This window comes from Acinetobacter sp. 226-1, from assembly GCF_030329325.1.
Lineage (GTDB): Bacteria > Pseudomonadota > Gammaproteobacteria > Pseudomonadales > Moraxellaceae > Acinetobacter > Acinetobacter sichuanensis.
Genome location: NZ_JACANU010000063.1, coordinates 1 through 761 on the forward strand (window position 1 = coordinate 1; position 761 = coordinate 761).

General features: G+C 42.6%; 1 pseudogene and 1 other annotated feature. The pseudogene reads right to left on the reverse strand.

Annotated elements, in window-relative coordinates:
- Nucleotides 1–761: pseudogene (locus HX124_RS18100) on the reverse strand (IS3 family transposase); the annotation flags it as partial.
- Nucleotides 621–737 (reverse strand) — a sequence feature (AL1L pseudoknot). Its footprint overlaps the pseudogene before it by 117 nt.

Sequence of the window (761 nt, forward strand, 5' to 3'; positions counted from 1 at the left end):
GCCAAAGCATTATCGTATGAATCACCAGTCGTACCGACTGATGCTCGTAAATTTGCTGCTTCTAAACGATTGGTATAGCGAATGGAAAGATATTGCACACCTCTGTCGGAATGATGAATCACATTCTTTGGCATGCCTCGATCATGCAATGCTTGCTCCAATGCATCGAGCACCATATCTGTATTCATCCGTGTCGATACTTTCCATCCAACAATTGCTCGTGAGAACACATCAATAATAAATGCAGTATAAACCCAGCCTGAATTTGTTTGAATATACGTAAAGTCACTCACCCACAGTTGGTCAGGATGATCAGCAGTAAAATTACGTTTTACCAAGTCATCCGCTCGTTTTTGATCATCTCGGCTACGGGTGGTTTGTTTGTTCTTACCACGCCAAACACCTTTTATACCTAGCTTTTGCATTAATCGAGCAACAGTACAGCGCGCAATAATATAGCCTTCACGTTTCAGTTTTTGCCAGACTTTACGTACACCATACCGACCTGAACTTTCCTTCCAAATTCGTTTAATCTCCTCAGCATGATGCAAGTCATGTAAATCTCGCTTTGCTCGATGTTCTGGATTTTCACAGAGATCTAGAGTCCGGTAATAGGTTGAAGGTGCGATCGGTAAAATTCTACAAATCGCCTCGACTCCGTACAGCTCTTTATTATTATGGATAAAATCCACCATTATTTGTGTGGGCGGTCGAGCTCCGCCTGGGCGAAAAAAGCGGCTGCTTTACGTAGAATTTCATTG